Here is an 18,185-nt window from a genome sequence, read left to right on the forward strand (position 1 = left end):
TAATCCCACAACATTTCCGCGAAAACGTTTTCTATACTATTGTGAGGCTCCCTACCCAACAAACTCTGACTTCAAATATTCCGACAGCTCACTATCAAGCCCCGCAATAACACTCATAGGCTTCTCACCCTCATGAGACTCATAATTCACAGTGCCGCAATAATAAAACGGCGCACCTTTCTTAGCTTCTAACTTATTCTTACGCACAAACAAATGCAGCTTGCTGCCATTAGCCTTATGATTAATTAAGCGCTGGCCTTTACCACTAGTCGAAGAGGTAGAGTTCTGGCTTTGCCAATGGAAGGTATTTCCATCTTTAAAATAGTCATGATACTGGTGGTCGGCATTTTTTCCCTGCTTATTCAGTGTTACCAACAAGAACTGATCATCTTGGCCCTTCGGGCAAACATGCCCTGCTTCCCAAGCACCAGTATTAAACTCAAGCCCAAACAACCCCGGTATATCCGCACGCATAAACGATTGATGCAGATATAAATCCAAAGGATCAATAACATCTTTCAATCGCGCAAACGTCGCCATATCTTCAGTAGCCATCATGGGTTCATAATCGCTGTTCTGCGCGACTAGCTCATACTGGCCTTGGCCAAGCTTATTAACCGAACGTAGAAGGTACTGGTCATCACCACTGGTATCTTGGCGTTCAATGGCAACAATCTGATTACTGATGCTTCCTGCGTTATTAGACGTAATATGTTCAAGCAATAAATAATCGCCATCATGTATGGGGTGTTTTCCCCCATTCATGGAGTTACCCATTGCGCGAGCAATGAAGTGCTTCGCAGGATCTAGCGTGCCGTATTTTTCTGGCAAGGCGATCTGTTCAATTTCTTCTGTTTCATGGCTACTGGTGCGGAAGTGGCCACAGGCGATTTTTAAGTCGCTGAAATAAGGAATTGAATTAGCGGCATCTGGTAATACATTTACAGTGCTTGATTCACCCTCTATCACCTTATTGGTTAAGCGTTGTTCATATTGCAAGAATCTATAATTCACTAGCTCTTGCACCATCACGTTGAACGCATCCAGTTCTTCAGGTGCAATGGCTGTTAAATAAGTAAGCTTCTCTTCTTCGATTTTAAAATACGCTTTATCGGCGGCCTTCTTTCCTCCTTGAGCCCTGCTGCCTCCCGTCCAAGCGTTAACGGGGTTATTCAACCAGTAGGTGTGCCATGTTTTCAATTGCTTAGTATCGAGTATTTCTAATGCTTGATACTTCTCTGGCAGATCAACCAACAAACGCTGGCGGCGCTTAAAGATTCCAAAGCTATTTTGGGCAATGGCCAACGTATTCGCAGGGGCTTTGAAACCATCATTTTCTAATAACGATTCCAACAGTATTAATTTAAAAGACTTATCCAACTTCGTCACTTCAACTTCACGTAAAAACGCTTTGTGCGAGGTTAAGCATGCTAACTCACTATCAGAAAGATCCCCCTGCTTAGCCACAAACTCCCACCACTGGCCATGTTCGCGGCGTATAGTATCAATGCTGCCACCCGCATGATAAAACGCGCCCATACTCGGTTTATAGCCAAACGATGCTTTTAACGATTCATACAGCTCTACTTGTGAATCAATGCGCATCGCGGTGAGCTGTTGCATAAAATCAATGGCAACAGGGTCGTAATTAATAAAGCAGCCTTCCGGCAGCTCTAATGATTGATCGTTCGCGCCTTTAATGAAGTCTTTTTTATTGGCATTCGTTGGGCCGATTTTAAACAGCGCTTCGGGCTTGTTAAAGAAGCTGTGGTGATTACCAATGAAGTCCACGATGATTAACTTATCTTTGCCCTCGCAACGTCTTAGGCCACGGCCCAGCTGCTGCATAAAGATAATTTTAGATTCCGTCGGCCTTAGCATTAACACCGTATCGATCGAAGGTAAATCTACCCCTTCGTTAAACAGGTCTACCGAGAACACAACATCAAGGGTGCCCGCCTCTAGCTGAGACAACGCATCATTACGGCGAATAGCCGATTCACTGTGTACCGATACCGCCTTAATACCGTGTTTAACAAAGTACTCAGCCATAAAGTCGGCGTGCTTCTTTGAAATACAAAACGCCAGCGTTCTGGTTTGCTTGTGTTCTTGCCAGTGCTTTAGCGCATGTTTCGCACGGGCCTGTGTGGCTAACTGATTAACCAATTCTTTTTCATCAAACTTATTATTACGCCAGCTAATCTCTTGGTAGTTAACCGTGGTATCGCCAATACCGTAATAATGAAACGGTGCCAAAATGCCCTGAGTAATACCTTCAAATAAATCACTGCGATACACTAAGTTATCATCACATAGCGAAAGAATATCCGACTGATCGGTGCGGTCTGGGGTAGCGGTTAACCCTAATAAATAGCGCGGGGTAAAATGCGATAGCAGCTGTTGATAAGTTCTGGCAGACGCATGGTGAAATTCATCCACCACAATGTAATCAAAGTGGTCGCTTCCAAAGCGATCCAAATGATGCTGCAAACCTAGGGTCTGGATAGAGGCAAACAACATATCCACATTAAGCTCTTTGTGCTTACCCGAATAACGGCCTACTTTGGCGGTAGGGTGAATACGCACAAAGGTTTCTTCTGCCTGATATAAAATCTCTTCGCGGTGGGCCACAAACAAAATACGCTTAGCATTCATCTGCTTACTGTCGAATGCCGATAACCATGTTTTACCCATACCCGTAGCCAATACCACTAAGCCACGGCGATTACCCGCTTCTCTCGATTCTTCTAACTTAGCCAAGGCTTCTATTTGAATATCATTGGGGGTTGCCGGTTTTTCCTGCTCATCGGCCCCAGGCACTACCGCAGCGGTACGCTGGCTGGGTTCTTTATAGTGGGTTTGATAATGCTCAACCCAAGCATGGGTTAGCTCGACACTTTGCTTATGCTGAAAGATGGTTCTAAACTGATCACATATTTCTTTAAAGCGATCAGGGTTCTCTGCCTGCTCAACCTGTAAATTCCACTCTAGCCCAGTGGTCAGTGCCGACTTGGTGATATTACTTGAACCAATAAAAGCACTGCTTTTATCTTGATCGTCTTGAGTAAAGATATAAGCCTTCATGTGAAAGCTCTTATGCTTGCTCTCAAATATTCTTACATCTGCCCCTTGCTGTTCATTGTTCGCTTCTTTTAGCAGCAATAAATAGCGTAACGCACCGGGGTCGGTAATTTGCATGTAATCGCAGGTTAAAATGCGTATTGTCGCACCGCGCTCTAACGCTTCCCTTAATGCAGGAATTAATAGCCGCATGCCCGTTTCACGGACAAAGGCTACCGTCATATCAATTTTCTTAGCGCTGTTAATGGCAGAGATTAACTTAGGTAAAAAATGATCTTCACCGCCAACAGATAAATATGAAACATCCTGATTCATTTACTGCTTATCCTTAACTGCTTTATTAGGCTTACTGACTTTACGAACAAGGCCATTCACCCATGTTTGATCTTTACCGCGTAATAATTCTGTTTCTTGCCACAGTTCGACAACTTCTAATTCGTCAAACTTAGCGATAAGGGTTTTTATACTCTCAAGGGTGTAATCATTAAAGAAACGACCCCAATCATCTAAGCGTTCGCCTTCACCGTGTTTGAAGGAAAAGTAAAATACGCCCCCTTCTTTCAAAGCATCAATGCAATTCTGCATCACATATTCAATCTGGCTTTTAGGGCAATGCAATAAACTGGCGCAGGCCCAAATACCATCGTAGGTATTTTTTACCTGAAGCTGCTGATAGCGCATATTCAAAACAGGTTGGCCAATATGATCTTCCGCTAACAAAGCGAGTTCTTTTGAAGCTTCTAATGCAGTAACAGTAAAGCCAGCATCGAGAAATACTTTACTATCGCGACCCGCACCACAGCCTAAATCTAAAATGTGTTGGTTATCTGAAGTAGTAGAAGACAAAGTCGATAAGAAGCGTTCACAAACATGGTTTACATCGTTCGCGAAAGTATCCTCATAATAGAATTTAGCATTATTAGAATAGAACTCAGCCGTAGGCTGAGCTTTGGCTTGCTGCTTTAACGCTTCAATAATAGGAAGGTCCGCAGGGGCCCACTTTAAGCTATCTAGCGCTTCAATAGGCAACCAACGAATTTCATCATGATCTATCAGCTGAAACTCACCCGATACGTGTTTTACCTTGTAGGCTAAAAGACGAATACGTTTTTCACCGTAATCAAAGATGCTTTCTGCCACAAATTCACCAACTTCAGATTCAATAGTGAATTCTTCTTTTAGCTCACGCTTTAGGCATTGCTCTGGGGTTTCACCGAGCTCTATCTTGCCACCGGGGAATTCCCAGTGGCCGGCTAGGTGCTTGCCGGGCGAGCGCTTAGCCGATAGATATTTGTTTTTATCTACAATGATTGCTGCGGTTACATCCAAGTACGACAAACTTACTCCAATAAACTTAATTTAGTAATTAAAAAACATATATTAATATTGAGAAAATATTCTTGAATTTTTTATTAATAAAAAGCAAAAATAGAGCCCTCACACCATTATTAGGGTTTTCATATATTCCTACTTAATCTCTAGAGATTTTTCTAGTAAGCTCAATTTTCAACCTTCCTTTTCCTTTTTCTAAGGATACTTTTTCAAATCTAGATATTGCGATCACACTTAATGTCCCTCCCATCAACAATAGCACCCCAAAGCTAAACAACAGCACATAAGGGTCAATTTTATCTAGTAGCTCCATTACAAGATATCCCCTTCTAATTCTTTAGTTAGCGCTATAATGTTGTAATTGCATTCTTCCAATTCGGCTTCTAATTTTAAAACCTCTTTTAATATGTCATTAGACTTTAAAGTGGTAGGATTTAATTTTTCAAGATACTTACTAGGGATTAGACTCCAATTATTTTCTTCTAAAGCCTTATACTGTTTATCGCATAGAAAACCCGAATTTTCACCAGTTTTGCTATCATCCAATATAACCTCGCATATATTAGACGGATCCTTACCATCAATTAGAGTACGCTTTAAATCAACTAACCTAACTTGGTCAGAATTAGTTCTATTATTAAAATACAATATGCACCCTGAAACTTTTTTAGCCGGTGATAAACTACCTTCGGGAAGTTGAATAACTGCACGTAAATTGTACTCCAGAACCAACCTCTTTCTCAAAGGAGAGTCAGCAACACTATCAAGAAAACCCTCTGGAACAACTACTAAAGCCCTGCCATTCTCACTTAAAGATACAACTATCATTTCAATAAATAAGGTAAGTAACTTGTAATGCTTGAAAGATGCCCCCCGCATTAACACCTCATAAGGTGTGCCTATAATCCCCCCCTCAAATACAGGATTAGCCAAAACGATATCAAACTTCTTACTTGGCCAGTCCGCAACCTCAATCTCTTCAACCTTTCCATCCAATGCATAATAATTAGCACTTAGGTAGTCTACCGTCCTCTCAAACCAATTAGTTGGCTTTATGTACTCTAAGTTTATTTCTTCTAGTTTAGGGTTCTTAAATAAATCAGTTAAGACCCCACCTAGATCGGTAACTGTATCACCTTCTCTAACTCCCAAAAGGGACCATGATAAATTGCGCACGAATGCAGACGTTGGTTGGCGTCGAATATAGATTTGATGGAAATTAATCACAGCATCCAATGCCTCCGCAAACAAATCATAAGCTCCATTATTTTTATGGTCAATAAAATCGAGTGCCTCGAATATATCTAAAGCGTTCTGATCTAGTTCTAAGTTCAAAACAGATTTAATCTTATCTACAGTCTCTTCTGGCAACGAGACGAATAATTCGGGTAATAAACTGTCGCCATAACTTTCAATTGGATTTGGTCTATTTAGGCAATCAAACAACTCTTTCGTAGTAGCGCCTTCATATTTATATTTACTCCAGATAAAAGCAAAGATCACCGTAACCAAAGCAACATCAGGTTCGCCCGCCTCGCTTCTACAAATACGCTTTACAGCATTTTGCATTTCCTGAGCAATATCTCTATTCACTATCGTTTCCCCAAATTTGTTCATTCATAAAGGCAGCCCGATATTTCTGCTTAGTAAAAATTAACTCTTGCATTAGCATTTTTTGACGATTGAAAGCATCACCTAACCGCACTAGCTTCATTTGTTTATCGATCGAAACCTCTGGGATTTCAATGTCTTTAGTTACCGCCAACGGAAAGTGGCTAACAGTAGAGCCTTTAGCCCTATCACTTAAAAAAGACTGAATTTGATTAGAGTTGATAACCCACCTGATAAAGTGAGGGTCAAACCTCCCCCTTTCATGAAGCCTAATCATATGAAATAAAGAACTAGGGAATGCGGGAAGGTCTTGCCGAGGGAAGTCAAAAACAACGGCTAACCTACTACCCCCCTTAGATTTAAGAAGGATGTCACCCGGTAACACCTCTTTTTGTGGCACTCTCAACCCTGGCTGACGAGTTGATGCTCTCACCATTCTTTCAGGTGCAACTCTACCTTCAGCAATAGCTGTACTATCCAATACGTAAAAATCGCCATTATTGTCTACTACTGGCTTTTTAGTAAACGCTGTACCCGATTGAATATGCGCTATATCCGCTAATTTCACTAACTTCCCCTAGGCCCTGAACTATTCGAGTACAATCTCGTACTCGAGATAACTTAGCAATAGCTTTACTTACTATTTTTTAATTAATTGTTAAGGTAGGTTGTTTTTTAAACAGAATAACAAAGAAAAAGAGGCCAAACGGAGGGGGATTGAAGGTTCTAACTAGCCCCGCGTGATAAACAGTGGGGCTAGCCTTTAAGAGGGTTAAGGGTTACAGGTACGGCAGGGTTTGTATCCGGCCTCTTCTGCTTCTTCCCGAGAGCTGAATTCAATGCGATTAGCTGAATCTTCTAGTGTTTCAGCATATTCACAATCCAATTTGTGAAACTTTGTCTTTTCACTACTTCCTACAAACTTCTCCGCAACTCCATAGCCTGGTAGTAGCGCAAGACCCAGCTCTTTCAAGAAAGTGTTGTGCTTTGCACCTGCTGCGTTAATTGAAGTCTCGATAGCTTGTAAATCTGAATTTACTTTAGCTAATTCAATTTTAGGCTCGGGTTTGGCAGTGCTTACATAACGAGAGATATTTAAGTTGAAATCATTTTTCTCGATTTCATCCATAGACACACGGCGCGCATAACGTAGTTTTTCACTTTCTTCGTCATCACCCATCACTTCACGGTTTTGGTAAGTGCTGATGATTTTCTCGATATCGTCCTCACGCAGCTTGTTTTGACGCTTACCTTTTTCAAAGTGTTCGCTGGCGTTTATAAATAAAACATCATCGTATTTTTTGCATTTTTTAAGTATCAGAATGCAAACAGGGATACCTGTAGAAAAGAACAAATTAGCAGGTAAGCCAATCACAGTATCGATATGGCCGTCTTGAAGCAGCTTGGTACGAATACGACTCTCTGCACCGCCACGGAATAACACACCGTGAGGCAGAATAATAGCCATGGTGCCTTCGTCACTTAAAAAGTGAAATCCATGCAATAGGAAGGCAAAATCAGCAGCAGACTTAGGAGCTAAACCGTGACTTTTAAAACGGAAGTCTTCACCCATAGCCTCTGTCGGCTCCCAGCGGTAGCTGAATGGCGGGTTGGCTACAATAGCGTCGCACTTTAGTTTTTTTGCTGGGTTCATTTCACTCAGCATATCCCAGTCATTTAGCAGGGTATCACCATGGTGAATCTCAAACTCGGTATCTTTAACCCCATGCAACAACATGTTCATACGTGCAAGGTTGTAGGTAGTGATGTTTTTCTCTTGGCCGTAGATTTTACCTACACCGTTCGGGCCGAGACGCTTACGTACGTTTAACAGAAGTGAGCCAGAACCGCAGGCGAAGTCCATAACATTATCGAGTTTCTTCTTTAAGCCCGTTTTGGGTTCTTGGCTATCTAACACTACAATGCGAGACAAAATATCCGAGATGGGCTGCGGTGTATAAAACTCGCCCGCTTTTTTACCTGACCCCGCTGCAAACTCACCAATCAAGTACTCATAGGCATCACCAAGAATATCGGTATCGGTTGAAAACTGCGCAATACCTTCTGACACTTTTTGAATAATGGTACAGAGCTTATCGTTACGGTCAGAAGGCTTTTTCCCGAGTTTTTCGGAATTAAGGTTAATCTCAGAAAATAAACCCTGAAAGCTACTATCAAAGCTGTGGTTTTCAATATACTTAAAGCCTGCCTCAAGCGTTTGCAATAACTCGCTATTTTGCGTGCGCGCCATTTCGGCAATACTGTCCCACAGATGTGTAGGCTCAATTACGTAATGTAATTTACGGCGCATTTGTTTTTCAAAGGCGGCGGTATCACTGGGGTTTTCTTCGTACCATACCTGTAATGGGGTCGCGACACCTGTTTTAGAAAGAACATCACTTGCTATATCAGGATAGTCTTTACCCAACTCTTTTTGTGCCGCTGTTTCGTAATTGTCCGATAGGTAGCGTAAAAACAAAAACGACAGCATATAATCACGAAAGTCATCGGCATTCATTGCACCACGTAAGCTATCGGCGATATTCCAAAGGGTTTTACCGAGTTGGTTTAATTGTTCTTGGGTCATATTAGTTTATCTCTACTTGCTGATCTTGTGGCTCGGCTGGCTCTACAAATAATTCTGGGTTAAATCGATAATTATTTCTGAAGTTTTCTAGGATACGACGAAAATGACCTTTATTTTCCTCGGTCATTTCCATCGGTTCAAAAAGTGAATAATTACCATGGCTTAGAATATTGATAATTCTTGCATGCAGAACACCATCGGGATCATCATCCTCCTGTTTTATACAAGCTGAAAAATTCTTAAAACCGTGAAAAGTGGCTGTTTTCTCAAGAACGCTACGCAAGATATTAAAGTGATATGTAAACAGCTTCCCAGACAAGACAGCTTGGTGCAGTTGCTCTAGTAACGCCACATGGTGGAAGAAAGGAGTGCTATTGGTGTATCGCAACTTATAAACTGAGGTGTCTTTGTCATAGCTTAAGAAATAAGGCTGTAGCTTTCTCTTTTCATTAAGTTCGTTCCACATTACATTGAAAAACAAGGTATGATGTGAAGATATAACCGTTTTAACCGCGCCATTTGACTTTTTTAACAATTGCGCTAAATGACTTGCGACCGCAATGGCATTATTGTCATCTAAGGATGATATAGGGTCATCGATATATAGGTATTTCACCCAGTCATACACATCTTGCTTATCCACTACTAATTGAGCTATCGCTAGAAAGAAGCACCAGATAAAAATATTTTCTTCACCTCTTGATACTTTTATATAATCAACATTTTCGGCTGTACCATCGACCAATAGCTCCCGAATAAAATTCACATGGCCAAGCTCATAATCAATAAGAAAATTAAAATCACTATAGCGTTGAAGCAGAGGTCTTATTTGGCTCTCCAGATCCAAATCCTCATTCTTCAAGACATCAAAAAAGCTAGAATCTTTATTTAATTTTAAGACACGAGTCTCGTCATTTTCTATATCATTATCCCAACGAAACAAATCTTCTGTAAACGCATTAAAATACAAGGTATCTCGATTTTCATCGTGCTTTCCTTGCTCATTAAACTCCATGGAAAGTCGGGTTTTACCGGTGCCATTGTATGCAAACAAAAGTACTTGATTGACGGTTTTCTGCCTATTCCCTTGAGGTATTCCGTTATCTAAAATATCACGTAACTCTTCAGCTATTTGGCCAAGAGTGTCAAAGCTTTTTTCACTCATACGCCCACCTCATCAATAGAAGGAAACAGCTGTTGCATTAAGCCTTTTTTATGGGATTTTAGTGATTCTATTTTTTGGATTTGGGCGGTAGTATGGTTATCGAAGAAAGATAAACAATCCGCGATTTTTTGTTGCTCCCTCTTATCTGTTGGCAAAAATATTGGGCAATCAAGAACATCATCTTTTTTAAGATTTGTTTGCTTTACGCCATCATCAAAGGCCAAGAAATAGGGGTTTTTATTAATCAAATAGAACATCAGTTTACTGACTGCGTCCTTTGCCGTCAGCTTACTTATCCGCTGATTTACAGTATGTCGTCTGTCTTCCTCAACATAAAAACATTTAGCAATTGCTCTACCATTAGGTATATCACTTAAGACCATCAAAATATCGTTTTTAGCTGCAAGTAGATTTGCAGAATTGGTGTACTTTACAACCCCACCTTCAGTAGATATAAACTTTGAATTTACAACAATAAATTCACCTTTCTCATCTATATCTTTTTCGTGTGCCTTGCCATTCTCATATTCAACTACTTCACCTAAGGTCGTCTCCCTCCATTCTCCCCGAAATCCAGGAAACCGTAATTTAGGTACCGTTTCACCCTCAGCAGGGAACAGCTGTTGCATTAAGCCTTTTTTATGGTCTTTAATGGCTTCGAGTTTTTGGTTATGTGCGGTGATTAAATTATCGATGGAGGATAGACAATCGGCGATTTTTTGTTGTTCTGCCTTAAACGGCAAAAACATAGGAAGTTTCTTTAGATCATCTAATCCAATGCGCTTTCTTGTTGATCCTGTAGCTGACTTCTCAATAGTTGACCGAAATTTATTATCGTTAATTACACAGTAAATAAAATATTTACTATGTAATTTCTCATCCACCACCAGTCTTATCCCATCCGAACACATTACATACCTGTCATGTGTATCAGGTATGATACAAGCTCTACCTACAGGGTCACCCATCTTAGAAATAATGATATTGCCTGGGTATATATTATTAGCGAGAAGTTCATCTGCTTTCTTTATAGTTGTAAATATTCTATATTCTTCTTTAAATTCCCCATCTCCAATATTTTGAAGCTGAATTATTCTAATACCTTTTTCAACATAATCAGAAGATTTCAAGTTAGACCCAAATGGCCCTCCAATAAAACTCCACTTAGTATTTTTATCTGCAACATCTATAAGCTTAAAACGGTCCCAACCCTCTAAACTTCTAAATTCAGGAAACCTTAAAGCCGGAAATAAGTCCTTCTTCTTTAGATTACTCATATGCCGCCAACCCCGAAATTTCTCGCCCTTGGGCTAGTTTATGTAAATGCGGCACAAGGTCCTCCATCAGTGCTAACTCTTTCTTAGTTCGATCTTTCCAGCCCAAATCTAGCGGTTCTAGTAAATCACTCAATTGCTCACCATCAAATATCATGCGGTTCATTATATTCTCTACAAACACTCGTAGCGCTTCTGGTGCTAGCTCGTGCTTAGTGGCCATATCACTTAATACACGAGAAGATTTATTGGCTTTAAACGCTTGGTATCCTTCGCGTATTTGTTTTTCATCTAGCGCTACATTTACGGCAAGGCTATTGATGTAATCAATAATATCATCCCGCTCATCCATTAAGTTTGAGTTTGAGCTGATCATATCGATGAGTTCTTTTTTGGTCATTTTTTGTTTTGTAGTGGACTGTGTAGAGCTTGCGATCATGCCCATGATGTAATCGTAATCAATCACGGCGGAGGCAAAGAGTACAAATTCAAAGTCTAATTGTTGCACTTCTTCTGTCTCGCCATTATTTTGATCTTGTTTTCGCTTAAGATCTTGGGCGGTTTCTAAGTACACGCCCTTAAAGCTGCGCAAACTATCGGTTGGCAAAATTTTCTCAACGGTTTGCACTTGCGCTTCGTCTAGCTCGGTGTATTGGTCTATTTGTGTTTTGAGTTTTTGTACTTCCTTGAAGTGATTAATGAACTCAGCCTTTGCACTATCACCTTTCAGGTTCACCACATCTGATGCGTTACAGTCTAACCCTTTACTTTTCATAAAGGTTTCGAGTTTCTCGACAGCATCTTGATATTTGCCGAGTACAACGGGTGCAGGCTCTACTAACCAAATTTCTTTGGCTTGATCTTTGGCAGCACCTGAGAATAATTTAATGGCGGTATTCACTTCATCTTCTTGCCCACGAAAATCCAGAATATTGCCCCATGGCTTACTGTCGTTAAGTACACGATTAGTACGCGAGAAAGCCTGAATCAAGCCGTGAAACTTTAAATTTTTATCGACATATAAAGTATTAAGATATTTAGAGTCAAAGCCTGTAAGTAACATGTCGACGACGATCACAATATCGATTTTGTTTTTAGGTGCGTAATCTTCATTGCTGTATTTATGGTCTTTTATACGCTGCTGTACATCTTGGTAGTAAAGGTCAAATTCGTTAATATTGTGGTTAGTATCGTACTGTTTATTATAATCCGCTAGTATCGCCATGAGCGCTGCTTTTTTCTGCTCAGGGTCTTTCTGATTGTCGGCTTTTTCAGTCGGCAAATCGTCTTGTAACTGTTTAATATCTTTTATATTTTTCTCAACAGCCTTTGCATCCTCACCATCTTTGTTTTTTGGTGGTATGGCAGGCGGCGAGAATACGCAAGCAATGTTTAACGGCCTGTAATCGACCACTACATCGTAATTCTCTGTTTGCATGCGCTTGAAGCATTCGTAATATTCGATTGCACTATTAATTGAGCTGGTTGCGAGCACGGCATTAAAACGACGGTGATTGGTTGCTGCATCGTGCTTTAAGAGTATTTCACTGACGACGGCTTCGACGGGCGGGGTTTCAGCTTTATTCTTTTTCTTTGGTTTATTCTCAGTACCACCTTGGATTTTATTACCTTTTGTAAAGTAATCGATATGAAAGCTCAGTACGTTTCTATCATCAATAGCGTTGGTGATGGTATAGGCATGGAGCTCTTTCTCAAAAATGTCTTTGGTGGTTTTGAATGAACCGACAGTACCATCTATTTGAGTGTAACTAGAGTTTTCGTCAAATATGGGTGTGCCGGTAAAGCCAAATAACTGTGATTTAGGAAAAAAGCTTTTAATGGCTTTGTGGTTTTCACCAAACTGTGAACGATGACACTCATCAAAGATAAACACCACGCGCTTATCACGCAGTGGCTCTAAGCGCTCTTTAAAGGTTAGCTTACCTTCTTTAATTTTACTTTGATTGCGCGTGCTGTTTTCGTCTAGCGCCAAACCTAGTTTTTGAATGGTGGTGACGATGACTTTGTCTTTATAGTCCTCAGATAGCATACGGCGTACGAGGGTTTCGGTATTGGTGTTTTCTTCTACACAGCCATCTTGGAATTTATTGAATTCTTCACGGGTTTGTCGATCAAGGTCTTTACGGTCAACCACGAATAAGCATTTTTCGACATCGGGGTTGTCTTTAAGCAACGTAGAGGCTTTGAATGACGTAAGGGTCTTACCTGAACCTGTAGTATGCCAGATATAACCATTACCACGATTTTGATGAATGCAATCCACAATAGCTTTAACTGCATAGATTTGATACGGGCGCATCATGAGGAGTTTTTGTTCAGACTGTACCAATACCATATAACGGCTGATCATTTGCCCTAAGGTACACTTCGCTAAAAAGCCTTCTGCAAACTCATGTAGGTGATCGATCTTATCGTTGTTTTCCTTTGCTAATTGGTAGATGGGCAAGAAGCGTTCATCGGCATTAAAACTGAAGTGCTCCTTTCGATTATTAGCAAAGTAGTAGGTACGGCTTTCGTTACTGACTATAAACAATTGCATAAAACACATAAGCGTATTGCCATAACCATTACCAAGGTCATTTTTATAATTAACGATCTGTTCCATGGCTCGGCGCGTGACAATGTGATGGCTTTTTAGCTCAATTTGCACAACCGGTACGCCATTAATTAGGAGTATTACATCGTAGCGGTGGTGACTATTATCGGTATTGATGCGTAGCTGGTTGATGACTTCAAATTCGTTTTTGCACCAGTCTTTAATGTTAACTAAGGTGTAGTGCAGTGGGGTGCCATCTTCACGCTGGAAGTAGCCTTGTTCGCGAAGAGTTTGAGCTGCGGTAAATACGTCAGCGGTAACGATTTCGTCACGCAGGCGGGCGAATTCAGCGTCTGTTAGCTTTACTCGGTTTAGGGATTGGAATTTTTCGCGGAAATTCTGCTCAAGCGCCTCTTTATCACGTATATCAGGGCGATATGCATATTTTAGGTCTTCCAGCTTTGCGATTAGCGCATTTTCTATATCTTGTTCTTTTTTCATTCAGTTAATCACTTTGCTTCGATGGGCAATAGGCAGTTGCCTATGATACCAGCTGATTCAGTTTAATCTTCAAAATTAAGCACTTACTTGGTAAATCATTCACGCCTTGTGGATTCAGCTAGTAAGTTTACCGCTACTACCGACTTACCTGTGCCTGGGCCGCCTTTTACGATGAGGGTTTGCTTGTGGCCTAGCTGGGCTTTGTGGGCAAGGTCTAGGGCGGTCTCGTAGACTAGCTTTTGCTCGTCTATCATTAGGAATTCTGGATTACCGTCGAGCATGGATGCTAGGGCATCGGCTAGGTTTTTACTGGGTTTGATTTTGCCGTGTTCAATGCGATACATGATGTTATCGCTGTCGCCGTATTTTACCGATTGCTTTAAAAACTCAGACAGTTTGAGTGCATCGGGGGATATAAACACGGGGGCTTTTTTTATGTGCTCGGCGTAGAAGTTATCGTTTATGGCATCGCGCGCTTTCATGTTGTGCAGGTAGGCACAGGGTAAGAGTGCTATGGACTCGTTACGCACGGTTTCGTTGTAGTCGTGTATCAGGGCGGCGTAAGACCATGCTTGATACGATGGGTGGTTGGTTTCTTTTTCGCCGTGCTGAAAGCGTGTTTTTACGATGGCGTCTTTGCGGGTGACTTCTACTTCTTGCCACTGCTTTAATTCTACGATTACGGCGGTATCACGTCGGTTGGCGTCTTTACCGGTAAGGATAAAGTCGACCCGTCGATTGGTGAGGGGAATATTGTATTCTATGGATACCCCAGCCGATGCGGGTATGTCGTCATCGTGTAATACATTAAACATGTATTGCAGGGAGTTTTTCCAAGAGATGAATTCGTTCTTTGGGGAGTTACGATTCAGCTTGCGCGATACTTCGTTTTCTATGATGTCGGCAATGGCATTTGAACGTACGTCGTCAACGAATTGCTGCTTGGTGGCTGAGTAGACGATCATGGCTTTATTGCATCATCGGAATTTTCTTGCGCAATATTCTGTTCGTATTCTGTATATTTTTTCGTACTGCCCCTGACTAAATCCGCCGGATACTTAGCCGCGTTTTTTACCATTTTTTGTTCGACGGCTTGCAAAATATTCACATCTAACTTGGTGGCAAGGCGAACTAAATACACTTGTATATCGGCCATTTCATCAATAACCGCTTGGCGTTGTGCTGGCGTTAAGTTTTTGGATTGCTCTTCGGTGAGCCATTGAAAGCACTCTACTAATTCAGAGGCTTCAACACTTAATGCCATTGAAAGGTTTTTAGGGGAGTGGAACTGGTCCCAATCGCGCTCGTCAGCGAAGGCTTGTAGGGGGCGTTTTAATTGCTCTAACGAGTCCATGTGTATTCCTTAAGGTAAGGAATTTAAAGCTATCGCTTTAGCTTTGTGGTCATTCCTTAACCATGTTTATATTTTGGTACTTTTATATGATTAGCTTTATACCTTCTTCGTAGTTTTAGAGCAATGCCATAACCTTACGACTTGAAGGGTATTTATTGCTAATTAAGCCTTTACGATTGTTTAACCGCATTCTACGTTGTGTATTCTAAACACTAGGCACAAAAAACCCGCCATTAAGGCGGGTCAATAATGTGTCATAAACACTTCAATATAGTTATTTTATTGTCAGTGTTTGGCTGGATTTTAGGTCATTTTTAATGGCTTCGTCAGTAAACAACACCGGGCGCCAAGTGCCTTCGCTGAACAGTTTGGTTTGGTCACTGTAGTGGTCTGACTCTGGGTCGTGGCTTTGGCTGTAGGTTAACCATGCATCGGCCACTGGGCCTGCATCGGTAAATTCAAGCGCCATGACCCAGCTTGCACCGTGAACAACTTGGTAGCCGTCATTGGGTATCGTTGCCGAGGCGTTGATGTTAAATACGCCATCGACTGATTTGCCCCCAGGAATCGAAATACGATCGTCATTTTTCATGTGGTACTGCAAGTCACCCAGCTTTGCGGTCAGTGGGAAGTTATAGCCTGCAAGTTTGGTGACCACATTGGCTAAAGCGATCAATACTGGGTCGGTGTTGTCGGTGGCGCCCGCATCTCGTGCTTTTAAGCCCGCTGGTGTGGTGACGGGGTTGGCCGCATTAAAACCGACTTCAAATAAATCCGCGTTTAATACGCGCTCGGTTTCCTGTTTATATTCGTTCATTAATTCACGGAACACATGTGCGCCAATGCTTTCGTTGGTGTATAGGCCATCCCAAGTGGTGATTACATTACACGCCGCTGAGATATCAACCACTGAGGCATCTTCTCGTGTGATGTTGGTTTTGCCTGCACAGCGTGCGGCGATTTCATCTTTTAGTAATTCTGACAGTAAACCGCGCTCGCCTGTGACCACGCTTTTCAGTTCGGCTAGTGTGAACTTGCCATTAACACCCGATACTCCGTTTGGTGATACTTCTTCTAGTAAGGTGGCGTTCATACGGGTACGTGGTGAGCGTATGGTTTGCTCTGGGCCATACAAGATGGAATAACCTTCAAGCGGCGCATTTACGTTGGTTAACCAATGGCTTGAGTTGGCGTTAAAGACGTAATCGCTACGGGTCATTTGTGGTGCGGCTGAGTAAGGTGCGGTGCCCGCTACGGGTGTGGTGTCGTCGGTTACCCAACTATAAAGTGGGCTTGAGCCATCTAGTACTAAACTGCCCGCGCCTTCTTCCCATACTGCTTGTAAGGTTGCACTGGCCACATCGGTCGGTGGGTTATTTAAAATGGCTTTTAATCCGTCATCCACTGGGCCGGCTAGGTTTGCAGTACGAGCGGCATCGATGTAGTACGCATTGCCCGCTGAATCGGCGGCCATGGTATTCACCCAAGGGATGCCTTGGTAATCAATAAATGCTTGCTTAAATTCGTCTAGGTTTTGTGCGCTGTTCATGGCTAACCACTGCGGCACGATATTAATATTGCCTGCGTTGGCGTCACGGTAGGTCATAACTTGGCCTGAGTAATTCCAGCTGATCATTGGGCCATAATGCGTTGAGTAAAGTGTACGGCTAACGTCACTTAGGCTGCCATCTTCGCCTTTTACTTTGATGGTGAAGTTTTGGCTGGTCATGTCGGTGTATTCACCATTAAAAAGGTAACGCAGTGGGTTTGCAGGGTCCAATGTAAGTGTGTACAGGGTCATTCGTTTTGATTGGCTTACGGTATGTGTCCAGCCGATGTTGTCATTAAACCCAATTAATATTCCGGGCACCCCCACAAAGCCGACACCGGTTACATTGAGCTTACCTGGGATGTGTAAATGGCTTTGAATAAAACGCAAATGCCCCGACCATGGAAAATGCGGGTTAGACAACAGCATGCCCTTGCCACCTTCGCTTCTATCTTTACCAATGGCCCAACCGTTGCTGCCTAGGTCTTTATTTTTAAGTGTGATTTTATTAAGGCTGCTGCCTAAAGGCGCTTGCGCTTGTTCTGGCGTGGCCGTGGCGATTTCATCGCTCACTGCGTCACCGCTTGAAAGCAACGCTAGGCGTAAATGGTATGCGTGTAAGTCAACATTGGTAAGCGTCGGCACCCAATCGGCATCACGACAAGGGCTTGGGTAATGACTGGGTGCGCCTTTTTCAGCCACGGCAGCGTTAAAGCCTTTTACATAACCTGTAAGCACAGAGGTGTGGTCTGGGGTTAGGGTATCAATCGTGTCTTGCGCTTGTTTGTACACCCCAAGTGCTAACACACCAAAGTCATCAATGACGTAGACATCGTCATCACCGGCCCCAAAGGTGGCGGCTTTTTCAGAACGCACTTCGACAATTTCTTCGGCGAGTGTGCACATGTTTTCTTGTGCGTGTGCGTACCCTTGCCCATAAGACAGTGACTCATAATCACTGGCCGTAATGTGTGGTACCCCATAAGAGGTATATTCGATTGTGACTTCTTTTTCTGTTGTTTTTGCATCGCGGCTACTGCTGCTGTCGTTGAAGCAACCTGTCAGGCCGATTGTTAAAGCGATGGGCAGTAACGTTATTTTAGTTGGGCGCATTTTTTTTATTTTTATCATTATTTTCTCCAAAACATGAAACAGATATGCTTATAGTGGCTTA

The 18,185-nt window shown here is 42.1% G+C and carries 11 protein-coding genes and 1 pseudogene; all 12 read right to left on the reverse strand.

From position 1 onward, the window contains the following. Positions 1-51 precede the first annotated feature (51 nt). Complete coding sequence (locus ACU6U9_RS11525; protein WP_446735195.1) at positions 52-3,396, reverse strand: DUF3427 domain-containing protein; 3,345 nt, start codon at positions 3,394-3,396, stop codon at positions 52-54. Further along, a complete protein-coding gene (gene mutT / locus ACU6U9_RS11530; protein ID WP_446735196.1) occupies positions 3,397-4,419 on the reverse strand; it encodes an 8-oxo-dGTP diphosphatase MutT in 1,023 nt (340 codons plus the stop codon). Between the two features lie 133 nt (positions 4,420-4,552). Then, a complete protein-coding gene (locus ACU6U9_RS11535) occupies positions 4,553-4,726 on the reverse strand; it encodes a hypothetical protein (protein WP_446735197.1) in 174 nt (57 codons plus the stop codon). After that, on the reverse strand, positions 4,726-6,006 hold the full coding sequence (locus ACU6U9_RS11540; RefSeq protein ID WP_446735198.1) for an N-6 DNA methylase: 1,281 nt from the start codon (positions 6,004-6,006) through the stop codon (positions 4,726-4,728). Before ACU6U9_RS11540 ends, ACU6U9_RS11535 begins: the two co-directional genes overlap by 1 nt. Next, positions 5,999-6,592: a hypothetical protein gene (locus ACU6U9_RS11545; protein ID WP_446735199.1), complete on the reverse strand. Its 594-nt coding sequence runs from the start codon at positions 6,590-6,592 to the stop codon at positions 5,999-6,001. Before ACU6U9_RS11545 ends, ACU6U9_RS11540 begins: the two co-directional genes overlap by 8 nt. 375 nt (positions 6,593-6,967) lie before the next feature. Beyond that, a pseudogene (locus tag ACU6U9_RS11550) lies at positions 6,968-8,611 on the reverse strand (type I restriction-modification system subunit M); the annotation flags it as partial. Between the two features lies 1 nt (position 8,612). Then, the gene (locus ACU6U9_RS11555) at positions 8,613-9,776 is read right to left on the reverse strand and encodes an AAA family ATPase (protein ID WP_446735200.1); all 1,164 of its coding nucleotides are present in this window, start codon (positions 9,774-9,776) and stop codon (positions 8,613-8,615) included. Beyond that, a complete protein-coding gene (locus ACU6U9_RS11560; RefSeq protein ID WP_446735201.1) occupies positions 9,773-11,053 on the reverse strand; it encodes a restriction endonuclease subunit S in 1,281 nt (426 codons plus the stop codon). The genes ACU6U9_RS11555 and ACU6U9_RS11560 overlap by 4 nt, the downstream gene beginning before the upstream one ends. Beyond that, the gene (locus ACU6U9_RS11565) at positions 11,046-14,108 is read right to left on the reverse strand and encodes a type I restriction endonuclease subunit R (protein WP_446735202.1); all 3,063 of its coding nucleotides are present in this window, start codon (positions 14,106-14,108) and stop codon (positions 11,046-11,048) included. The genes ACU6U9_RS11560 and ACU6U9_RS11565 overlap by 8 nt, the downstream gene beginning before the upstream one ends. A 95-nt stretch (positions 14,109-14,203) precedes the next feature. Next, complete coding sequence (locus ACU6U9_RS11570; RefSeq protein WP_446735203.1) at positions 14,204-15,073, reverse strand: hypothetical protein; 870 nt, start codon at positions 15,071-15,073, stop codon at positions 14,204-14,206. Then, positions 15,070-15,462 (reverse strand): nucleotide pyrophosphohydrolase, encoded by a 393-nt coding sequence (locus tag ACU6U9_RS11575; RefSeq protein ID WP_446735204.1) that lies wholly within the window; start codon positions 15,460-15,462, stop codon positions 15,070-15,072. Before ACU6U9_RS11575 ends, ACU6U9_RS11570 begins: the two co-directional genes overlap by 4 nt. Positions 15,463-15,736: 274 nt before the next feature. Continuing rightward, a complete protein-coding gene (locus ACU6U9_RS11580; protein WP_446735205.1) occupies positions 15,737-18,142 on the reverse strand; it encodes a penicillin acylase family protein in 2,406 nt (801 codons plus the stop codon). Positions 18,143-18,185 lie beyond the last annotated feature (43 nt).

Source organism: Pseudomonas sp. HK3, from assembly GCF_052920985.1.